At 68.4% G+C, this 21,502-nt stretch carries 11 protein-coding genes; 9 read left to right on the top strand and 2 right to left on the bottom strand.

What is annotated here, in order from left to right; genetic code table 11:
• Positions 1-405: 405 nt before the first annotated feature.
• On the top strand, positions 406-2,568 hold the full coding sequence (locus tag Actkin_RS21680) for an ATP-binding protein (RefSeq protein ID WP_258904044.1): 2,163 nt from the start codon (positions 406-408) through the stop codon (positions 2,566-2,568).
• Here the strand turns inward: Actkin_RS21680 and Actkin_RS21675 are convergent.
• Positions 2,511-3,617 carry a HesA/MoeB/ThiF family protein gene (locus Actkin_RS21675; RefSeq protein WP_258904042.1) on the bottom strand — a complete coding sequence of 369 codons (1,107 nt, stop codon included), beginning with the start codon at positions 3,615-3,617 and terminating at the stop codon, positions 2,511-2,513. The genes Actkin_RS21680 and Actkin_RS21675 overlap by 58 nt on opposite strands.
• Before the next feature lie 408 nt (positions 3,618-4,025).
• On the opposite strand from Actkin_RS21675, the gene Actkin_RS21670 reads away from it, so the two are divergent.
• From Actkin_RS21670 to Actkin_RS21635, 8 genes are all read left to right on the top strand, one after another.
• Positions 4,026-7,679, top strand: coding sequence for a BTAD domain-containing putative transcriptional regulator (locus tag Actkin_RS21670; protein WP_258904041.1), 3,654 nt, complete (start codon positions 4,026-4,028; stop codon positions 7,677-7,679).
• Positions 7,680-7,952: 273 nt separating this feature from the next.
• Positions 7,953-9,587 (top strand): protein kinase domain-containing protein, encoded by a 1,635-nt coding sequence (locus Actkin_RS21665; protein ID WP_258904040.1) that lies wholly within the window; start codon positions 7,953-7,955, stop codon positions 9,585-9,587.
• Positions 9,580-11,394 (top strand): SPFH domain-containing protein, encoded by a 1,815-nt coding sequence (locus Actkin_RS21660; RefSeq protein WP_258904039.1) that lies wholly within the window; start codon positions 9,580-9,582, stop codon positions 11,392-11,394. The genes Actkin_RS21665 and Actkin_RS21660 overlap by 8 nt, the downstream gene beginning before the upstream one ends.
• Entirely contained in the window at positions 11,378-12,904 is a 1,527-nt protein-coding gene (locus Actkin_RS21655) for an Hsp70 family protein (protein WP_258904038.1), read from the top strand. The genes Actkin_RS21660 and Actkin_RS21655 overlap by 17 nt, the downstream gene beginning before the upstream one ends.
• A gap of 1 nt (position 12,905) precedes the next feature.
• The gene (locus Actkin_RS21650; RefSeq protein ID WP_258904037.1) at positions 12,906-15,449 is read left to right on the top strand and encodes a hypothetical protein; all 2,544 of its coding nucleotides are present in this window, start codon (positions 12,906-12,908) and stop codon (positions 15,447-15,449) included.
• Positions 15,450-15,685: 236 nt separating this feature from the next.
• Positions 15,686-16,405, top strand: coding sequence for a hypothetical protein (locus Actkin_RS21645; RefSeq protein WP_258904036.1), 720 nt, complete (start codon positions 15,686-15,688; stop codon positions 16,403-16,405).
• Complete coding sequence (locus tag Actkin_RS21640; protein ID WP_258904035.1) at positions 16,402-17,892, top strand: TRAFAC clade GTPase domain-containing protein; 1,491 nt, start codon at positions 16,402-16,404, stop codon at positions 17,890-17,892. The genes Actkin_RS21645 and Actkin_RS21640 overlap by 4 nt, the downstream gene beginning before the upstream one ends.
• Positions 17,893-18,289: 397 nt before the next feature.
• Positions 18,290-19,354, top strand: coding sequence for a hypothetical protein (locus Actkin_RS21635; protein ID WP_258904034.1), 1,065 nt, complete (start codon positions 18,290-18,292; stop codon positions 19,352-19,354).
• A 306-nt stretch (positions 19,355-19,660) separates the two neighbouring features.
• On the opposite strand, the gene Actkin_RS21630 is transcribed toward Actkin_RS21635, so the two are convergent.
• A complete protein-coding gene (locus Actkin_RS21630; protein ID WP_258904033.1) occupies positions 19,661-19,909 on the bottom strand; it encodes a hypothetical protein in 249 nt (82 codons plus the stop codon).
• Positions 19,910-21,502 lie beyond the last annotated feature (1,593 nt).

The following is a 21,502-nucleotide window of genomic DNA, read 5'->3' as shown; positions in this document are numbered from 1 at the left end:
GATGCTGCGCTACTCCTCATGCGCTTTAGTTCTCCAACTAATGGGGTAACGCCGTGCGGATGGCCTTGGGCTGTCTTGCACAGACTTGATCTATCCGCCGGAGGTCCAGGGATGCGGCAACCGTGATTCAACTGGCAGGTAGCAGCCGGGTGGATGGTCCGGCTTCGCACCGCCATGCGGAAGTTGAAGTACCTGGTCCGGCTCCCGATCGCGCGAAGGTACCCCTGATTCCGTACACATGTTCGAGTCGATTAGCGAAGCTGTCACGTTGAACCAACGTCTCGAGCGGAGAGGGCTCTGGCTAGTGAGCAAGGTTGCCGGTTCGTTCAGCTTTGCGGGTGGTTGTTCTATCAATGCTCCGCAGGATGCTCTCGGATCGGTGAGACTAGTTTTGTGGCTGACTCCGTGCGCAACGAGCTGAGCGGTGCAGTCCGTGGTTCGGTCGTGCAGGCGGGCCGAATCGATCAGGTGGTGTTCTCCGCGCCGGTTCCTGAGAGCTTCGCGGTTCCCCGCCAACTGCCAGCCGCCGTGACGGACTTTTGCGGACGCTCGTCCCAGGTCGCGGCCCTGGATGCCTTGGTGGAAGGGGCGTCGGTCATCGCGGTCGACGGTGCTGGCGGGGTCGGGAAGACGACGTTGGCGGTGTGGTGGGCCCAACGAGTTCAGGAGCGTTTTCCCGGTGGCACGTTGTTTGTGAACCTGCGTGGCTACGGCCCCAGTGAGCCGCTGGCTCCGCATGTGGTGCTGGCGGATTTCCTCATGGCGCTGGGAGTCGCGGAGGGGCGGGTTCCCGGCGAGGTGCGGGCGCAGAGCGCCTTGTTCCGGTCAGAGGTAGCTTCTCGGCGGGTGTTGGTGGTGTTGGACAACGCAGGCTCGGCTGATCAGGTCCGTCCGTTGTTGCCCGGTTCGGCCGGTTCTCTGGCGTTGGTGACCAGTCGGTGGGCATTGTCGGACCTGGTGGCGTTGGACGGCGCTCGACGGGTGACCGTTGACGTGTTCACGCCCGACGACGCCGTGCGGTTGGTGACCCAGGTGGTGGGGGAGGTTCGGACGGAGGCTGAACCCGAGGGTGTGCGTGAGTTGGTGTCCCTCTGCGCGCTGTTGCCGTTGGCGGTGCGGGTGGCCGCGACCCGGGTGGCGTCGCGTCCGTTCCTGTCGGTCGCCGATGTGGTTGAGGAAATTAGGGGAGAGCAGCGTGGCCTGATCGGGGTGGATGGTTCGTGGCAGGGCTTGGGCGGGGTGCGGTCGGTGTTCGACTGGTCGTATCACCGGTTGGATCCTGACCACGCGCGGGTTTTCCGTTTGTTGGGGCTGCACCCCGTGCCGGAGTTCAGCACCCACGCGGTCGCCGCCCTGACTGCGCAGGACGTGCGCGCCACCGCCCGAGTGTTGGAAGGGCTGGCCGAGCATCATCTGGTTGAACCTGTGGCAAGACATCGGTTCCGGATGCACGACCTGTTGCACGACTACGTCGCCTACCGCGCCGACCTTGATGAGACACCGGTGGCGCGGAACGGGGCGGTGACACGGTTGTTGGGCTGGTATGCCGCGATGGCGGACGCGGCCGATCGTCTGGTGTATTCAGTGTCGGCCCGACTGCCGGTGAAGCTCTCGGCGGTGGAAGCGCCGGGGTGGGATCGGGAGAAGGCGTTGGGCTGGCTGCGTTCGGAGCGGGCGGCGTTGTCGGCCGCTCAGCGCATGGCTGCGGATCACGGGATGCACGCGGTGGTGATCGCGTTGGCGGTGTCGTCACGTCATCTCGGCACGGGGCCGCGGGCCTGGTGGCGGGAGGAGTTGGAGGCGAAGTCACGCGGTGTCGAGGCGGCGCGCCTGGCCGGGGACCAGGAAGCCGAGGCATTCCTGTTGATCTTGCGCGGACATAGTCACCGGGGTGCGGATGATGAGGCGGCGGCGGAGGCCGACTTCCTGTCCGTGGCGGAACTGGCGGAACGATCGGGCGATCGAGTTCTGCGGCGTAGAGCTCTGGCGGGATTGGCAAGCCTGCGCAAGGCGCAAGGACGTCACGACGATGCTGCGGACTACTACCTGGCAATGTGGGAGGCGACCAGGCAGGAGGGGAACGCCTCGGCCGAGGCGATCGCACTGGGGAACCTGTGTTTGGTGAACGTGGCACGGGGGCGGTTCGATGATGCCCTGGACTACGCGCAGCGGGCTTGGCAGTTGCGCAGTCGCACCGGCGACCCGTTGATCATCGCCTACGCCGAGGACGACTTGGCGCTCGCGCGGCAGGGGTTGGGTGAGCACGAAACGGCGATTGAGTTGTGGGGGAGGGTGGTAGACGTCTACTCGCGGCACAGCGGCGAGGATGCGCACCTGGCCACGGCGCTGGAGGCGATGGCTGTTTCGCTGGTCGCTACCGGCCTGGCCGAGCGGGCCGTGCACGGTCTGCGGCGGGCCGCGCAGATCCTGACGGACCTGGGCGACCCGCGCGCCGAACTGGTACTGCGACGTGCCGAGGACCTTGCTGGCGGTGGCGTCGACGGCTCTGCTCAAGCGACGGACTTTCCGCAGGTGGGACAGTCGGGCTCTGGCTCAGACGACTCGTAGAATGTGCTGTGCTGCAATGTGATCAGGTTGTACCCGATTTCGCGGTTCGCCCTCAGCCGGGGAATCCCGGTGATCAGGCTCATCACAGCGTGCCCGGCCAGGTGTCCGGCTATCCCGGCCGACACCGCGTTGACCGCGTGCATCCTGGTCGTCCCGCTCGTGTCCGGCCATGGGGTCATCGGCGGTGAGGCGAGCCGTTCCCGTGCGGTTGCGGTCCGCACGCAGTCGTAACACGGCCCCTTCCCGGGCACGAACAGTCCGACACCCGCTCTGGGCCCGTGGTAGCCGCCGTGAACCCACGCGGTGCCGGTGTCCAGACACGCCCGGTTAGTCCACGAACGGATCTCACGCGGGGTGTCGGCGGCCATCAGCAGTACGTCACACCGCGTCGCCAACCGTCGCAGCATCCCCACGCCGACGACGGTGATCTGTTCGCCGGTGATCTCGGCCTCGCCGTGGTATCGACGCAGCACCTCGACCGCGACGTCGACCTTGGGACGGCCAAGGTCGTGCTCGGTGTAGAGGACCTGCCGATTAAGGTTGGACAACTCCACGACGTCCGGTTCGACGAGGTGCAGGCTCCCCACCCCGGACTGGGCCAGCGCGAGGGCGGCGGTGCTGCCAACACCGCCGACGCCGACGATCGTCACCCGCGCCTGCCGTAACGCCAGCTGCGCGTGCCAACCGGTGGCGCGTGGGGCGGTGTCCATCCATCGCCACAACGCCCGACCACGTCCGAACCGTTCCTGCTGGGCTTCGGTGAGCACCGCCTCGGGCGGTTCGTCAGCGTCCTCCAGATAGCCTGCGGCGGCCAGCTTGTCGATCGAGGCGCGGACCGTGTCGGGCGGTACGTCGGGATGACGGTGGACCAGGTCGGCGACCACCTGGTCCACCGTGCGCGTGCCGTCCAGGAGGAGCAGCAACGCCCACACCGTGCCGTCCGGATCCGAGATCTCCGCGGCGATTCCCGCCAGGGAACCGCCGATCCGCACCGAATCGTCGCCGAGCCTGACCGGCTGGTGCTCGTACTTGATACGGGGGCGATGCATCACTTCTCCTGTTCCCATCGGGTCATGCCTCGTCCGAGTTCTTGCGGTCGCACGGGAGCCGATCCCGCGTGACCGGAATGAACGTGATAATCATGTCCCTACCCCCTTCCCGTCGTTGCAGAGGCGGAGAGGGAAGAGAAGCGGCAAACAAGCGTGCGGCTGCTGCTGCTCGTCCGGCGGTGGGCAGTGGAAAGTGCAGTTCACCCCGGTTCTCCTCTCCTAACGGTGGCCGCTGCGTGCTGGCCGAGAAGAGGATGTGGCGCGCCCTGGGACAGAACGGGGGATGAGCGCCGGGACAGAACCGGGACAAAGCTCCGCCCGATCGGGTGAAAGTTCGCTCCGCTGTGGATCATGCCGTTCGGCAGGCTGTCACACTCCGGGCAGGCTGAGCCTTCGGGGAGGGCGCAGGTGGAGATCCGGCTGTTGGGCGGCGTGGGGATTCACAGCGATCAGGGTGAACACAAGCTCGACACGAAGACGCAGGGGCGCATGCTCGCCGCGTTGGCCCTGCACCCGGGCAAGCCGGTCAGCGTCGAGAAGCTGACCGACTGGATATGGTCGCCAGATGCCCCGGAACGCAGACAGGCCGCCAACCCGGTTTCCACCATCCAGTCCTACGCCAAGCGCATCCGCCGGGCGATCGAACTCGCGGGCGGTGAGCGACGGTGGCTGACGGGCGGACAACGGGCCGGGTTCCTCGTGCTCGACATCGACCCGATGCTGGTGGATTACCACCGGTTCCGGGACCTAGCCGAGGCCGCGCGAAAGGCCCGCGACCTCGACGGCTTCGATGCGGCGTTCGCCGTATGGCAGGGCATTCCCTTGGCAGGCCTGAGCGGTGACTGGGCCGATCGCCGCCGCGAGGACATGGACGCCCAGCACCGGACCGTCAAAGAGCACCACCTGCAAGCCCTGCTCGATGCAGGCCACGCATACCGGGTGCTGGAGGAACTGCATGCACTGGTCGAGCTCCACCCGACCGACGAGTTCCTGCTCCTCGGCGCCCGCGCTCTCTCCATGCTCGGACGCCAAGCTGCTCTCCCTACCTGGATCGACCGCCTCACCATCTTGATGCGCCAGATCCACGGCGCCGAACCGTCACAGGAAACCCTCGCCCACGCTCGCCGCACGACTGCCACGGCCCAACGCCCCCCACAACTTGCCCTCGCCGCGTCGTCGGCGCCCGGCAGCCAGCTGCGGGCGTTGCCGGAACTCGCGGGCCAGGAAGTGATTAACGCCGTCGCGCTGGCGGGCCCTGCCGCGGTGTCGGTGGAGAACGCCGTCCGGGACCACCAGCAGGTAACGGATCGAGTGCTGAGCGAGGGGTTCACCGGCCGGGGTTGGGTACTCGCGGAGATCGACAATCGGCTGGCCGAGATGCCCGGCGGTTACGTCTGGATCGCGGGGGACGCTGGGGTGGGGAAGACGGCGCTGGCGGCGTACCTGGTGCGGGAGCGGGGGTGGGTGGGGCACTTCGCCGGGGTGAGCAGGGGCGCGACGGTGCGGGTCGGGCTGCAGAACCTGGTCGGCCAGTTGGTGCGGCGGTGGGCGCTGGCTGACATCGCGCCGGGTGCGATGGTGCCGGAGTGGGCGTTCACCCCAGAGGGGTTCGACGTGGTGCTCCACGCGGCGGCCAAGCGGGCGCAGGACGCGGGCTGCCCGCTGGTCCTGGTCGTCGACGGGGCGGACGAGGCGGAGACCGACGGGCAGCCGTGGGGGCTGCCGTCCATGCTGCCCGACGGGGTGTTCGTGGTGGGGACCTACCGGACCGGCCACCCGCCGCCGCGCGCAGGCGGCCACGCCGTCGTGGTGCGGCTGGCGGCCGACGATCCGCGCAACCGGCTCGACGTCGAAGCGCATCTGCGCGCCGTGCTGCCGCCGGGCCTGGCCGACGAGGACGTCGTCGCTGCGCTGTCGGACCGGTGCCAGGGCGTTTGGGTGTATTTGCGCTACGCCGTCGAGGACCTCCGGGACGGGGTTCGCGGCGTGCGCGACCTCGCCACCCTGCCCTCAGGCCTGTCCCGCTACTACACCGACACCGTGGACCGCTGGAGCCGGAGCCCGGACTGGGACACCGGTCTGCTTCGGCTCCTGGGCGTGCTCGCCGTCATCGGAGAGCCGCTTGACGCCACCGACCTGGCGTTGGCGGCCGATGCTGACGAAAACGCCGTCCGACGGTGGTGCCACACCACCCTCCGGCCGTTCCTCGGCGTGGAGCTCGCGGGGCTAGCGGCCCGCCGGTTCGCCGTCTACCACGCCAGCCTGCGGGAGTTCCTGAACGGGCGACCGCTGGACGACCTTGGGTCGGAAGAGGACTGGCGCTGGAACGAGACCCTCGCCGCCGCGGCGTCGACCGCCCGCCACCGGATCATCGACCACCATCTCGACCGGTTCGGCGGCCTCGAGGCCGGACTGCCGCGACTGGCAGCCAACCCCGACCTGCTGACAGCACGGTCGGGATATGCGGTGCGCCACCTGGCGGGGCATCTGCTCGACGCCGGGCGGGCCGAGGACCTTTGCAGGCTGCTCGCCGCCGGGGGCCGGACGGGCAACACCTGGTTCGCCGCGCACGAGCACGCCGATGCCGTCGACGACTATCTCGCCGACGTCTCCGCCCTGCGGACGCACCTCGAACGCCGAACCGACGAGGCGTTGGCCGAGGGTAGGCCAGCGCCGACACTGGTCGACGAGGCACGGTGCGCGCTCGCGGTCTCCTCGACCACCAGCCTCACCGCGAACATCCCCGCCGATTTGGTGGTTGCCCTGGTGGAGGCCGGGATGTGGACGCCGTCGCGGGCGGTCGCACACGCCCGCAGGCTGCACGCCCCGCCCGCCAGGGCGTTGCTGCTCGCCGCGCTGGTCCCGCTCCTTCCGGATGATCTCCGCCCTCCGGCGGTCGCGTGGGCGCTGGCCGCTGCCCGCGATCCCGTCACCCACATCACCGGCGACGTGCTGACCCGCCTCGCACCGCACCTGACGGACGTAGCCGACGCCGTGCTGATCGCGTCCAGGGTGCGGCACGACGGGTGGCGCGCCGCAGCGCAGGCGGCGATCGCGCGACGCCTGGATGGGCAGGCCCGGCGGCACCTGCTCCGGGAGGCGCTGGACTCGGCGATGTCCGTCGCAGGCGAGCAGGATCGCGCGGAGGCCGTCCGGCGGATTCTGCCGGAGCTGCCTCACGACCTTGTCGATGACGCGGTGACCGCCGCACTCAAGGCCACCCCGGCACGCGCGACGCCACGGCCGGAAATCAGCGCGCTGCTCAGGCATGCCACGGCCGGTGTCGGTGAGCCCGCACGGGTCGACGAACTCGTCGCCCTCGTCCCGAGCATGTCCGACTCCGCCGTCGCCGAGGTGCTCTCCGCCGCGGACGGGGTCGCCGACCTCGACGCCCGGGCCGTCCTGCTCACGGCGATCGCGGTCCGACTGCCCGTCGGCGAACGGCCGCGGGTGCTCGCCGCGGCACTGACCGCCGCCCGCACCATCACCGCTGACCCCAACCCCGCCATCGGTGGAGCCGCCTCCACGGCCGACCATCGGACCCGCGCCGGGGTGCTGGCCGGATACGCGTTGCCCGACGAACGCACCACAGCGGTGGGACACGGTCCTCCGCTGGCTGCCGCCCGCGCGCTCCCCGAGATCCTGGCGATGAATGACCCGTTCCGCAAAGCGCGCGCGCTGGCCACGGCCGCGCCGGGGTTGACCGCCGCCGAGGTGGAAGTGGCGCTCTCCGCCGCTCAACTCCTTCCCGAGGAGGCTCGGGCGCGGGCGCTCACCGGTCTGGTGCCCGTCCTCGGCTCCGCCGCTCACCTCGCGCGAGTGGCGGCGTCGGCGCCGAGCCGGGACCGCGCCCTGTTGGTCGCGGTGGTGGCCCGCGCCGTGGCGGTCCTGCGCGGTCCAGACCTGGTTGCCCTGCTGCGCCGCACGATGTGGTCTGTCAGCCGGACGACGTGTCTCGCGCTCCTGGACCGGGCCGCCCCGAGGCTTGCAGAACTGGCCGGGCCTGGGTTCCGTGACGGCCTCGCTGCCGCGATCGATGACGCGCGGCGCTGGTGGCCGTGACAGCCATCCACTAGCGGAAAGAAGTGGTGAGCTGAACACGCGGATTCGCGGTGTGGTCAAGCAATCCTAGGTCGTGAACCCGTGCCGGACAAGCGATTCCGGCGACTTCGTCGCCACGGAATACAGCAAGTTGACTTGCATAGGTCAAAAGCATGACAACCCGGCGGTTTCGTTGTGCGCCGTGGCTAAAATCAGGGCTTCGACGCACCGCGGGCAAGCGGGGCCCGTGCGTGGCAGGCGTCGGTGGGCGTTCGTGTGCCGGAAAGGTGACGGATGGTCATTGGGCAGGTCGGGGGACTGCAGTCCGACGATCCGAGACGGGTGGGGCCCTACCGGATCCTGGGCAGGCTGGGAGCAGGCGGGATGGGAACCGTCTATTTGGCGGAGTCGTCCGGAGAGCAGGTGGCGGTAAAGGTCATCCACTCGTCGCATGCGGCCGATCCCGTGTACCGCAAGCGGTTCACCCAGGAAATCACGGCGGCGCGCGCGGTGCGCTCGGAATACACCGCCAAGGTGGTCGACTCGCAAGCGGTGGGCGACCCACTGTACGTGGCCACGGAAGTGGTCCAGGGACAACCGCTCGACCGGATGGCGGTGCCCGGACGGGGCCTGCCGTCCGAACGTGTTGTCTCGCTTGCCCGCGATATCGCGCGGGCGCTGCGCGACATCCATCGGGAAGGGCTGGTGCACCGCGACGTCAAGCCCTCCAACGTGGTGGTCGGCGCGGTCCGCGCCGTACTGATCGATTTCGGCATCGCCACGACCGTCGCCGACATCGGGCGCCTGACGAGCACCGGCAAGGTGATGGGAACCTTGCCCTACCAGGCACCGGAACTGGTCAGCGGAGGTGCGCCCGCCTCGGAGCAGTCCGACATCTTCGCTTGGGGATGCGTGGTTTACTACGCCGCGACTGGGCAAGGTCCGTTCGGCGACGGCGCGGCGGGCGAGGTCATCCCGGCCATCCTCGGTATCGAGCCGGACCTGCGTGCGGTGCCAGGTGAGGTGCGGGAGCTCGTCGGCCGCGCACTGTCGAAAAAGGCGCGGGAGCGGCCGACTGCCGAGGAGGTGGTCGCCGAACTCGAGTCGGAGGCGGCGTCCGTCGTGGTATGCGGCGCACCTCAGGCCGCCTACCCGGCGCGGTTGCGAAAGCACCTGATGGAGAACGGGTTCATCGTTCGGATCTCCACTGTTCCGGAGACCCTGGACAGCGCGTGTGTGCTGCTGATCCTGGAGACTGACCGGCCCAGCCCGGAAGCCGTCGACATGCGCCTTGCCGCCGAGCGGCGCAACGTTCCCGTCCGGCGGATCGTCGTCACCGGGCACCGGAGGCCGGACGCGTTCCTTGACGCGCGTACCAACGCGCTACCCGGCCCTGCCCACCTCACACAGCTGCGTGCCTTGGCCCGCGCAGAGCCGCGGCCGCAAGACGCCACTGGTCCGGTCGATCGAACGGTCGTGCTGGTCGCAGGCATCCGAACTGTGCTGCGGGATGGTGATCTCATCGCGGCCGATCGGATGACGACCGACGCGCTGCTCGCGGCGGCCGGACGGTCGAGCGAGGGGTGGATGACCCGCTCTCACGTCGCCCGGATCGGCACGGCGTTCCTCACCGAGATCGCCGACGTGTGGCAGGAGGAGACCGACGGCAGGCACGGCTTTCGCGCCCAGCGCGCGCTACTGCCGGATAACGCGCGGAACAGGATGGGGCCACTGTCCCAAGCCTTCGGGTGGAAGTACCAGGGGCACATCCCGGACGACTACGAGAAGTGGGTTGCCGAACGCGTCGATGTTCCCGGGTTCTTCCCCACGCTGCGTCCGCCGCAGCAGTCGTCCGGTTGGTACGACAACTGGAGCATCACGATCACCGCGGTGCACGACCGGATCAGCGAGGAGCGGCGCAGTGGGTGACATCGTCGGGTATGTGCTGCTGGGGCTCGCGATCCTGGCCGCGCTAGGCTTCCTCGTGTTGGTCGTGCAGCAGATCAAACGATCCATCGTGGATGTCCCGTTGGGACAGTTTGCGGTGGTCACCCGCAAGTACAGCTCTTTCCGGCACGCCGATTCCCTCGCCGCGGCGGTTAACCGGCAAAGTAGGCTGTTGCGAGGCGGACGCATCTACTTCCGCCCACGATGGCTCTACCGGGTGGAAGTCCGGCCGTTGACCAGCATCCCCGTGGACTCGATCGGGATCGTGCACGCCAAAATGGGCGCCTCTCTCGAACACGGGCAGCCCATAGCCCGACACGTCCCGTGCGACCACTTCCAGGACTTCGAGAAGTTCCTCGACAACGGTGGGCAGCAAGGTCCGCAGATCGAGATTCTGCACGGTGGCGGCCAGTACGCCATCCACCCCACCGTCTTCGAGGTGCGAATCGTCAAACGCACCTACGTCCCGCTGCGGACCGTCGGTGCTGTGGTGGCTAAGATGGGTGCGATCATGCCGCACGGCCACACCCTCGCCAAGCACGTCGACTGTGACTACTTCCAAGACGGGGTGAAGTTCTTGGAAGGCGGCGGACAGCAGGGGCCACAGCAGGCCCTGCTTCCCGGCGGGGGCTATTACTCCATCAACACCGTCATGTTCAACGTGCTCACCAAGGACGAGATGAACCTGGAGGAGACGGTCCCGCTTTCTCATCACGACCTGGAGCCGGAGGACCTGCAGCTGGTGTCGGTGGAGAGCGAGGAGACAGGGGTTGTCATCGTCACCGAAGGACGGCACCCGGTCAATGCCGCCGAGCCCGCGCCGAGGATCGAGGGGCACAACAGCTTCCAGTTCCCCTGGGAGTTCCTGGCCAGAGGCGGGCAGTTCGGTCCGCAGTCGGAGGTGCTGCCAGGCGGCTCCACCTACGCCATCAACCCGTTCTTCGCCCGCGTAGTCCGGATTCCCTCGCGGGAGCTCATCCTCTCCTGGGGGCGCAAGGATCCCGACGCCGATCGTTATGACTCCGAACTGGACCCCATCGAGGTGACCCTGGACGGGTTCCACGTCTCGGTCGAGTTGACCCAGACTCTCGCCATCCCGCCGGAGACCGCGCCGCACCTGGTCAAGCGGTTCGGCGAAGATGACGAAGCGCACGGCACCGGGGGCGCGCGCAAGTCGGCCGCGGTGAAGCGGCTGGTCACCCGCCTGCTCGGCGAGGTCGTCAAGGGCTACTTCAACGAGGTCTCCAACAGTCACCCCATCGAGGAGTTCATCAGCGAGCAGAACGAGGTCCGCGCCGAGCTGAAGGCTCTGGTCGAACATGCGCTGCGGGAGCAGAACGTCTCGCCACGGCTGACCACTATCGGCGCGATCAAACTCCAGTCCGACGAGATGAACGAGCAGTTCCGCGAGCAGGCGAAGGAGCGGCAGCGGAGCAAGCAGCTCAGCCAGCAGGCGATCAACACGGCGATGGAGACAGACCTGACGCGGGAGCGCGTCAAGCAGGCGAAGCTGGAGCGGTCGGCGGAGCTCGAGGAGGAGGTCCGCGTCTTGGGCCGCGACCAGGTCGCTGCGGAGCGCCTGGCCAGAATCGACGCGAGCCGTCAGGTTCCCCAGGTCTTCGTCACGTCGAACGACTCGGAGGTCCTCGAACTCCCCAGGCGGGTCCGGGCCGTCTCCCAGCGGGGAGGGCTGCTCCCCACGTGGATGTTGGACACCTCGGATGTGCAGCCGACGCAGATCACCGAGGCCTACGACCGGAGGGAACAGGCGGATGACGACCAACCCTGACCGCCCCCGCCTGGGCATCGACCTCGGCACCACGACCACGTGTGTCTGCGTGGTGGATGACAGCGGAGAGGCGAGGGTCCTGGCCAACAGAGAAGGCGGCACCACCACACCGTCGGCGGTGTACTTCGACTCCGACGGCACAGCGGTGGTGGGTGGGGATGCGTTGGGCCAACGGGGACAGGAGCCAGGGCGCGTGATCACCGAAATCAAGCGCGAGATCGGTGGCCACTACACCGTCGCGGTCCCCGGAGGGCATCTGCGGCCTGAACACGTCTCGGCCCTCATCCTGCAGCAGGTCGTCGAGGAGGCACTCGAGGCGCTCGGCGTTGCGGAGCCCGCCGATGGTCCGCTGGCCAGCGCCGTGATCACCGTCCCCGCGTACTTCGGGACCGAAGAGCGGGCTCGCACCCTCGAAGCAGGCCGCATGGCCAGGCTGGATGTCATCGACCTGATCAACGAGCCGACCGCGGCAGCGCTGGCCAGCGGGCTGCGCGGCACCCGCTCAGGGCGGGCGGTCCTCGTCTACGACCTCGGCGGTGGCACCTTCGACGTCACAATCGTGCGCATGTTCCCTCAGGAAGTCCGAGTCGTGGCGACCGGCGGGGACGCCCGGCTCGGCGGTGCCGACTGGGACTTGGCCCTCATCGACCTCGTCCTCGACCGGATGGGCGACCTGCCCGACCAAGATGACCCGCGGACGTCTCCACGTTTGATGGCGGATCTTCTCGGCCAGGTCCAGGGGGTGAAAGCCGCGTTGTCGACCTCCACAGAGCAGTCGGTGACGGCACGGACAGCGCGAGGCCGCGTGCACCACGTAGTCATCTCGCGCAACGACTACGAGAAGGCCACATCCGACCTGCTCGACCGCACGATCGACTTCACCGGCGACCTCATCGAGCAGGTGCGCGGACTCGGGGTGCTGTCCATCGACGACGTTCTGCTCGTGGGCGGGATGTCCCGAACCCCCGCCGTGGCGAGGCGGCTCGCCGAGACCTTCCCGCGCTTACCCGCGCCGCAGTTGGCAGCCGATCCGGAACTGGTAGTCGCTAAGGGCGCCGCGCAGGTCGCTGCGGGCGAGGCTCGGAAGATCGTGGATGTGACGTCCAAGGGCTACGGCGTCCTGATCACGCGCGACGCCGGTCGACCGTCGAGCGGCAGTGCGGTGCACTGGATAATCGCCCCGAACACCCCGCTGCCCACCAGCGGTCGGCACACATTGTGCATCGTGCGCGACGGGCAGACCGCGATGCGGATCGTGGTGTACGAGTCCACGACAGACGTGCTGTCCGAGGACGAGGCCGACCACATCCGGCTCGACGAGCACACGATGGAAGGGCTGCCGAGGGACAGCAGGCGCGGCGACCCCGTCGAGCTCGACTTCTCCCTCGGCGCCGACGGGGTCCTGCGCATCGAGGCCCACGCGGCCAACGGTGCCCGACTGCGAATCGAGACGCAGGTCCGCGGCGGTGCGGCCGACACCGTTGCACCGCTGCCCGGCCTGCGGCGATGACATGGCCGAGACGGACCTCCCCGGACTCCGCACGGACGACATCCGCGCCTACCTAGACGAGGTCATCACGCCGGTCGAGATGGGGTGGGCGCCCCACCGGAACCTGTTCCGGGTGTACCGGCTGCCCATCGAATGCACCGCGCACGATGTCGATGCGGCATTGACCTCCATCCCGGCGTTCTGGGGCGAGCCCGAGCTGCGCGAGCACACCCGAGCCGTGGAGCGGCTGCGGCGCGGGCACTCGATGGCCACGCGGGTGCTGACTGACCCCGGTGAGCGCTCGGCGCACTGGGCTGCCGTGGCAGCGGAACGTATCGCTCTCGCCAAGGTGGTCGACCAGTTCCTGCGGTCCGCGCCGGGCATGCCCGCCGTCGCTGTCGCCGCGCTCGTCCGGCAGTCCGCGGGCCGCTGGAGCCGCCCGGACGTTTTGGCCGCGCTCGAACAGCACCGGGCCTCCGAACGTGAGCCTGCGTCCGTCGACTTCACGCCGGACACCCTTCGGTCGCGCCAGGTCGCCGACGCGCTGGCCGACCTCGGCATCCCCAGCCTGTGGGAGTACCTGACCAGGAGATTGCCGGGCCCGAATATCCACGCGGACGCGCTCCGACGCAGGCGCAGACAGCTGCGGGCCCGCCGAGGAATTGACGTTGACTCCGAGCAGAGGATCCTCAAGGTGGTCGAGCAGGCGCTGGAGGAGCCCGGGGGTCTAGGCCCGCTGCTGCGCTACGAGTTCCTCACCGAGCTGTCGGTGGCCGTGTTGTTGAGCTACCAGGAGGTCAGATTCCTGGCGGCGGCCGACCCGCAGCGGAGCGTCGCGAGCGGCCTCCCGCGGGACCCCGAAACCCTCGCCTACGCCGTCTGGTGCCGACGCATGCACCGGTCCAACTGGGAGTTCGACTATGCGCAGGCCGTCGCCGACGGTCGGCTGCACGCCGCGCTCGCGGTGCTGTCGAGCAGGCGGCTGGACGAGGAGTGGGAGCGCGTCCGGGACAGGTTGGCCGGGACCGTGGACCGGTTGGTCGCCGAACTTGCCGCCGCCCGCGAACTGGAAGACACCGCGCCGGAAGACGCGGCCGCCCGCTACCTGGCGGCGGGGCGGGAACTGACGGACCCCGCCATCGATTCCGGCCTGCGGCGCTGCCCGGCCGCGGCGCCCGCCGAGGTGTGGGTGCGGAGCCACCATGACGGTGTCGTGATCACCTGGCCGGAGACGGCGTCCACCGCAGGCCGCCTGACCTACCGGGTCAGCCGGGCCGGGACCGTACTTGCCCACGACACCGACGCCTTGACGTTCTCGGACGTGCCGCCCTTCGGGGTGCCGACGACGTACAGCGTGCAGACCCTGCGCAACGGCGTCCCCGGCGGCACGGCGCACAGTGAGGAGGTCGTGCTGGCCCCCGAGGTGCTCGACCTGACTGTCGAGGCCACGATGGTGTCGCTGCACGGCCGTTGGCGGCTGCCTCCTGGAGCGGTCGGAGCATCGGTGACCAGGATCGCGCCCTCGGGTGCCACCGCGGAGACGCCCGCGCCCGACGGGACCGGGTTCGACGACACCACCGTGGTCCCCGGCGTGCAGTACCGGTACGTCGTGCGCGCTCGCTACCCCGGTCGGGCGGGCAAGCCCGAGGACAGCACGGGCCTGTCGGTCTACGGCGAGTGCCCGGGGAACCCGCGGCAAGTCACCGACCTACGGGCCAGCCTCGCGGGCGACACTGTGGAGCTGGCTTGGAGCAGACAGAGCGGCACCCCGGTGACGATCCGCGTCGCGCCCGACGGGGTCGCGCCCGCGCCGCAGGTTCTGGCGGCCGCCGACGCGGTGATCGCGGGCCGGGTCGTCGCGGTCAGCGACACGGGCCGGGCCTTGGTTCCGCTGGCAGACCTGGCAGGGCAGCGGGTGCTCGTGCCGGCCACGGTGTCGGGCCCGCTCGCCGCCATCGGCCCGGCAACGCGGGTCGCCCCGCCACTGGAAGCGGTCAGCGGTCTGCACGCCAGGCGGTTCGGCCCACAGGTAGTGCTGACCTGGCAGTGGCCGATGTGGGCCACCGACGTGCGCGTGGTCTGGCGGGCCGACGAGCCGCCCACGGGGCCGCTCGACCCACAGGCCAACGCGGTCGAGATCAGCAGGTCCGCGTACTCCGGACGCGGCGCGCGGATCACCGCGGACCTGCCCGGCGAGCACTGGTTCGGGGTGTCGGTCGTGGACTCCGGCCGGTTCGGGCCGATGGCCACGGTGAGCTCGACCCGTATGCGCGAGGTGCCCTACACCGTCCGGCGCGCGGCCTGGTGGCGCCGGGGTGGACTGCTGGTGGCCGTGCACAGCGATGAGCCCGCCCCTGACATCGCGGTCGTCGCCAAGTCCGGGTCGCGTCCGCTGGTACCCGAGGACGGCGTCGAGATCCTGCGACTGCCCGCCCCTGGCACCACCGCGCCCGTCCGGTTCCGGGTTCCGCGGGAACTGCGGCGCCCGGTGTTCCTCCGCGCGTTCTCCCTGGACGAGACCGTGGCGCTCGCGCACCCCGACCCCCTCTTCCTCGTCGTGCCCTGACCCGAGAGGAGACCGTCGTGCGGCGCATCCCGGAGTGCCCCTACTGCCACACTCGGACCCCAGGGAAGGCGTACCTGGCGCAGTGCGGCCCGCGCTGCGGCGAGGACGCGACCCGGTTCCCGGTCTCCGCCGTGGTCAAAGGCAGGTGCCCGCACGGGCGTGCCCCCAAGGCTCGCCAGGTCTGCCCGGCCTGCGGGCAGGCGGTGCCCCGCGCGTACACCGAAGGACGCCCCAAGGTGGTCGCCGTCGTCGGGGAGCCGGGGTCAGGCAAGAGCACCTGGCTGGCGTCGGTCATCCGACGGGTCGCGAAAGGGCACCTGGACGACCGCTTCCCCGGGATGTCCCTCGACGTGCTCGGTGAGCAGAGCAGGAAGCGGTACGAGCGGGACCGCGTGCTGGTCGCCGAGACCGTGCTGCCCCGCGCGACGGAGCCGGGGCCGTTGCTGGTCAGCCTGCGCGTCCGACCGCGGATCCGAGCCATGGTGATCGCGTTTCACGACAGCGCCGACTTGGCGAACCTGGAGCACGTTGACGGCATCGTCTTAGCTGTCGAACCCGAGGCCGCTGGTGACGCTCGACTGGCCGAGGCTGTACGCGGTACTCACCCTCGCCGACGGGTCAGCCTGGCCGTGGTTCTAACCAAACTGGACACTGTATGGGACATGATCGACCCAGGGTCGCCGCTGGTGAAACCTGTGCCTCCGAGACCCGGCTATGTGCTGTCCGATGGTGTGGATGTCCACCACGAGACCTTGGCCTGGCTTGAGCACTGGAACGGGACGGACCTCATCGGCGGCGTCCAAGCCGCCTTCCGCCGCCACCGCTACTTCGCGGTGACAGCTCTCGGCGACCGCGCGGACGGCAGGCGGGAGCCGGTGGCCTACCGGGTCGAGGACCCGCTGCTGTGGCTGCTCGCCGAGTTCGGCGCGATCCCGGTGCTCAGGGGGATCTCATGATCGTCCAACTCTTCCTCTACCTGCTGCTGATCGCGTTCGTGCTCGTGGTCACCGGGCCGGTCCTCGTCGCCGCGGTCGCGCTCAGCCTGACGCTGGCGCTGGTCGCCGTCATCCGGGAAGCGCTCGACTGCCTCGCCCCCCGGGCGAACACCGAGCACTTGGCGCTGGACAGTCTGCCCGACCCCGCCGACCGGCGATACCTGTCCGGCCCGGCCCTGCGCGACCACCGACGCCTCGGAGTCGCCTGCTTCGTGGCGCTACACCAGCGCGGGCTGACCCAGTCCGAAGAGAGCTTCGCGGGCAACGCGCTTCGGCGGGTGCGCCCGATCCGGGAGTCCCGAGTCATCGCCCGCTCTCCCACGGTCCCGTTCCTCGCGGTCACCGCACGCGCCGGGTTCGCCGTCGGTTACACCCTCGCGCTACTCCTGCTGGCCACCACCTGGCTGGTGCAGTTGGTCTTCCTCTCCGTCGTGGTGGCGGGTTTCCGACTTCTCGCAGGCGCGTTGTGGCTGTTCGAAGCGCTTTTCCTGAGACTGCAGGGAATCACCACGGATTGCCCGTGCTGTCATACTCGCCTCGTCCGCCCGGTGTTCGTCTGCCCATGCGGGCGGGAACACCAGACGCTGGTCCCGGGTGCGCAGGGCGTGTTCGTCCGTACCTGCCGTTGCGGTCAGCGCCTGCCCACGCTGCTGCTCACCGGCAAACGCGGCCTCTCTCCACGCTGCGGCAGCTGCGACGGCTCCCTTCCCGCCCCGACCCAGACAATGCCCACACGCCACGTCCCGATAGTCGGCGGCACCGGCGCCGGGAAGTCGGTATTCCTGCACAGCGCGGTCGCCGGCCTGAGGTCCGGCTACGACGCCGTCCCCGCGGACCCGTTCACCGACAGCAGGCTGGCCGAAACCGACGCGCTCCTCGCCGAGGGCCTGTTCCCGCCGCGCACGCCGGTCAGCCAGCCGATCTCCCACACTCTGCAGGTACGCAGCCGACTCCTGCACCTATACGACGCGGCGGGGGAGATCGTGCAGGAGACCGACCGCATCGCCGACTCCGCCTTCCTCGCCCTCAGCGACGGCGTGATCCTCGTCGTCGACCCACTCGCCCTCCCCGCAGTCCGCGCCCGCACCGACCCGGACGTCATCGCGGTCTCCCGCCCATCCCGCACCGACCCCAAGACCGTTCTCGACCTGCTCACCGAGACCCTCGCCGAACACCACACCCCCGCACCCCGCCGCATCGCCATCGTCATCACCAAGGGCGACACCCTCCCTGCCCCCGTCCATCCCTACTCCACCCGCCCACTGGACCGTCGTGTCGCAGCTCGCACCTGGCTCATCACCCACGGTCACGCCGACCTCGTCCACTCCGCGGAGCATCACTTCCCACACGTCCACTACTTCGTGGTCACCTACCTCCCGACCACTCCTAACCTTCACGACGACCCAGCCGCCCCTGTCCACTGGCTGCTGACGGGAACCACCCCATGACCTCATCGACCAACCGCGGTCGTGCCGTGGCCCGCGTCCTCCTGCTCCTGGCCGCCCTCACCGCGATCGGCTTGCTGATCCTCACCTGTGCGACCCTCTTCTGAGGGCGTACCGGCTCTTGGCCTTGCCTGCTACTTCGCCGTCACCTACTTGGACACGGACGAACTCCACGAGCACCCCGCGTCCTCGATCTGGTGGCTGCTGGGCGGATGGACCGGGGCAGGACGACTCGCTCACCCTTCCGTCGTCGGCGCTTGGCTCCGTCAAGCCAGCTTCATGCCAACGGTCTTGGGATGTGTGAGCCCTTGTTGGCGCCGACCTCCGGCTTTTGTTCCGCGTAACGGCCGTCCGAGAGCGAGCGACAATCGATCTGTCGATCGCTGGCGGGAGGGATGCCGTGCTCAGAGTCATGCTGTGCGGAGCCAGTGACACCGCCGACGTGCGGGACCAGTTCGCTGAGGTGATCAGCGGCTTCGGCGGGGAGCCCCTGCACTATCTGGCCGGTGGCGTCCAGTACCTGAACTCCGCCGACTCGAACTGGTCGCGCAACTCGCAGATCACCGTCCGTGCCGCGGACATGTGCGTGTTCGTGATCATCGAGAAGTACGGCGAGATCACCTGGAGCACCGAACTGCGGGAAGCGAGATCGGCGGGCAAACCGTTCCTCGTTCTCTGCCTCGACCGCACGTACACCAAGTATGAAGTGCTGCGGAACAACCTCACCGACACGACCGGGTTGCGCGCCGAGGACGATCGCCTGCTGCTCGAGACCATCCGCGAGATGGAATTCGGCTGGCAGTTGACCCTCGTCCCGTTCAGCTTCGGCACGTTCCCGCAGATTCTACGTCGTCAGATGGCGACTCTCTTCCACCTCACGCTCCACGCGCAGCAAGAACGCAACCGGCGCGCTGCGATCGCCCGCCTGGCCGCCGAAGGCGAGCGGCTCACCGCGGAGGAGCAGGCGATCGCGGTCAAGATCGCGACCGACAACCTGGAGGAGAAGAACATCCGGAAACGTGCGGTGGTCGCCCTCGCCAGGAGTGGCGTCGACCCGGAGGTTGCGCTGGAACTGCTTTCCTCGGACGAGCAAGGGGTGCAGCGGCTCGCGGTCGAGCACCTGGCCGACCTCTACCGCGACCGTCCGGTGGAACCGGAGTTTCTTGCCCAGTGCGTCCAGATCGCCAACGCCGCGGATGACGTCGGGATCACCCGCAGACTGATTCCGACGCTGCTGGACCTTGATGTGGTGGCCGGGATCTCCGCGCTGAACCTGCTTTCGGTCGCGGAGGTCGGGACGCGCCGCCGGATCGCCGAGAGCCTTGAACGGTATGAGGAGGCGATTGTGGCCGAAGGCGTGCGGGCGGAAGCCCTTGCTCTGCTCGCCCGGTGCCTGGAAGACAGCTCGGAGACCGGCTGGAAGGCCCGCTGCCGTCAACTCCACGCGCGGTTGTCCACCGAGTAGCGACTACGGAGGAACCTCGTGACCCGTGGGTCAGCCTCGGGCATCCGGCGGAGCTACGGTCTGAGCCAGCTCGGGGCCGACCGGGCCGGGACTGCCGATCGCGAGCTCAGGATTGGTGCGGGCTGTCGTCAAGCTCTGTCCGTCGGACTCGCGGCCGACGCCGCAAGCTGGTGATCTGCAAGGGGCCGATGAAGTCTGTCAGGGCGGCCTAGGGCTCGACATCGTGGTGATGGTCGACATGGACAGCCAGCAGAGATCAGACCGACGGCCGGTGGTGGATCAGTGCGACCACGCCGTGAGGACGCCTCAGTCGAAGTCCACCACGAAGGTGAAGATGCGGCCAGCTCCGACGACCGAATGCGTGTGCTGGACGATCTTGCCCAGCCGTCCGTTGCGCGTTAGCGCCCTGCGCAGTTCGGGCGAGACCATCGCGAGGTCCTCGGCCGTCACGTCGAGATATGAGACATAACCGTAGTCAAGGTCGTTGGAGCTGTTGCCAGCGAAGTGCCAATCCCGGTTCGTCAACCCCGCGTTCCACCGTACGATGCGCTGCATGCCCGGTGATCGTTCCCGCGGATGGTTCCGTTACACGCGACGATCCCTTCGAACGCCAAGGGCAGTGATGGACTGGCGGCGCTGTAGCGGATGGACAGGTCGCCGCGACGGAGATCCCGAGTGGGGCCTCTGCTATCGGCCAACACACGATCATGCCGCGCTGAAGTGGAGCAACGGCTTATGTCCGGCACCGGCTGCCGTCGTGGGATGGATGCCAGTGGATGGCTGTCTCAAGTTGAGCGGGGCTTGCCATTCCTGCAACGGATTGTGGTGGGTCGGTCGGCTGTTTGGGCGGACTCGCACACGTCGGCGTCGGGTATATCGGCGTCGGAGTGGGACCTCGGTCAGGTGCTGCTGCAGGTCGTAGGCGCAGGGGCGCCTCCGCTGTGCGAGCGTGGGTGCAACCGGCATGAGGCCCGGTGAAGGTGCTCTCGTAGGCACTTGGCCGCGGTCGTGGCCATGGCGGGAGGCCTGGTGTGGGTTTGGTGGCGTGGCGGGTCGCGGTGTGAGAGCCCCCGCATGTCCGGGCTCTTGCTGTATCGGTCGTCGCGTTGGGGTGGTCATCGTGCTTCTTTCCCGTCCCGGACGGGCGCACTGGCGCCCTGTCGATGGGCGTTGTGGGGATGGCCTGCCCTCGCTGGCACGGAGGTGGTGATGGTGCTCGTTGGGCGCCGTCGAGATTCAGGTCGATGTTGACCAATGGATCTCTTTGCAGAAATCGACATGAAACAGGCGACCCGCCTGATATTGTTGATCAACTAGGCGTCCGGGGCCCAAGAGGTATGGCCAGGGATGGGTACGCACTTGCAGTTGACCAAGTTGGTTCGGCAGGGGGACGCGGGAGTGTCCCGGTGCAGGCAGTACAACCGACTTTCGGTTTGCGGCGCGCACAATAGTACATGCATTGGGAGCCGCCACTTCCAGGACCGTATTCCCGGGCGGAGCGTCTCCCATCTCGATCACGCCTTGCCATACATGGTCACGATCTGGCAAATCGCTGCTTGTGAGAGCGGCGCGGATCTCGTCCAATTCTTTGGCGAGTGCCCATTTATACCCTAACGATGCGAACGCCAGCAGGAAAGCGGACTTTACGTCACTGAGCACAAGAGCAGTTTCGTCTGCAACGACATACAGCCCGTTCGACCGATGGTCCACTCGGCGAGAACCGTGGACCGCGCAGGCGAGATCATTGGCTTCGAGTTCATCGAACCTGCGTATCTGGCTCGCTTCATTTTCAAACTTGCTCTCGTTGTTGCATCTCCTGCATGTCAGAACGATCGCCGTGGGCGAGCCAAGGGAGGACTGTTGTCCCTGCTGTGGGGCGTGGTCTTCGCTGAGTTGATCCAATGACGTCGGTCGACCGCAGATCGGACAGGTGACTGTGTCCCGTCGCAGAGGGTTGGGAAATCCTCGGCATTGTGAGGGCTGGCTTATCAGGTACAGGGGCGAGCGAAGTCGAAGACTGTCTTCGTAGTGGTCAAGCGCGTGGGCTTGGTGCAGGAGTAGTTGATCTCGACGGCTGCCGCCAAGGCGACGAGGAAGGCTTGCCACGACTAGATTGTAGTGCAGGGCGAGTTGCCCACTGCTCAGCCG

The organism is Actinokineospora sp. UTMC 2448, from assembly GCF_024760565.1.
Classification (GTDB): domain Bacteria; phylum Actinomycetota; class Actinomycetes; order Mycobacteriales; family Pseudonocardiaceae; genus Actinokineospora; species Actinokineospora fastidiosa.
Note: the sequence above shows the minus strand (reverse complement) of the source record. Positions and strands in the feature narration are given on the sequence as shown.